This window comes from Oleiphilus sp. HI0086 (assembly GCF_001635225.1).
Map to the genome: position 1 here is coordinate 1 of NZ_LWFZ01000133.1, position 1,046 is coordinate 1,046.

1 protein-coding gene is annotated in these 1,046 nt (G+C 46.5%); it reads right to left on the minus strand.

Translation table 11 applies throughout. From position 1 onward, the window contains the following. Positions 1 to 254: 254 nt before the first annotated feature. A partial coding sequence (locus tag A3756_RS27030; protein WP_197481103.1) for a hypothetical protein occupies positions 255 to 1,046 on the minus strand: 792 nt, incomplete at its 5' end.

Here is a 1,046-nt window from a genome sequence, read left to right on the forward strand (position 1 = left end):
CCAAAATAGCGAGAAATATCGCCAAGCACCCTGGCGACAACAAGAATGATAAGGATGTCGAGTAAGACGTCAGCAATTTCCAAATGCGCACTCCCGGCTTTTTGGCTTTGAAGTCGGGCTGGTATTGAGTTTGGACGTGCTTAGTATGACTTGAGTTTGGGAAGAGGGGGTTGAGCTAGCTCAATTAGTGATGAGGTTTAAGGGCAAAAAAANCCTCCGGGTGTTAGGCCGGAGGCTTTTAGTTTCCTTACATTTTATTCGGCGTCGACTATCAGGTCACTATCCCCAACAGTGATTTCTTCACCGTCATTTAATACGAAAGATGCTGCTTGTGTAACAAACTCTGCAAAAGCAGGTGCCTCAGCAGAGGAAGCTGCCGCTGCAGGGGTCGTGTGTAGAGCACCACTGTCACTCTCAAAACGAATGAAGTTAATGCTTGCTTCATCAGTTGAGTCTCCAATGCTTACAGCACCGGAAGCAGTTTGCAGTGGACTTGTCCCTGCTAGAGGAGCCGCTGTACCTTCACCAAGCGAGATGCCGGCGTATGGGTTTGCGTTGCAGCCGATATTCGCTGGTTGTACAACGTCAACAGCGGGAGATGCATTATTTGGAATAAATACATCGCCAACCACTTCGCTAAATAAGGCTTTGGTTGTAGAAGTGGTGCTACTCAAGTTGCCTACAAAGTTAATTGGATCAAAAGAGTCAAATGACGCTTGAAGAACGTTAAGGAAGGTCTCAAGGTCTGCATCGCCTCTTTGTAAACCAGCAGCAGATTGCAATGCTAGCAGTATACCCGGCGCAAATACTGGGGAATTCTCTGCTAGTCGTGCAATGTTGCCACCTGGCGTTAAAAAGTTTGCAGACACAATGTTATCTTCAGTTCTACTGGTTTGGTTCGCGATTTCGACAAATGGAATGCCGTTAAAGGTACCTAAAGAGTGAGCAATAAAGTGAACATCGTCTCCGTTTAAGTCAAAGCCATCACCTTCTGGCCCGTTATCATCTATTCCATCGATATCCATGGTTGGAATAGACAGACGCAG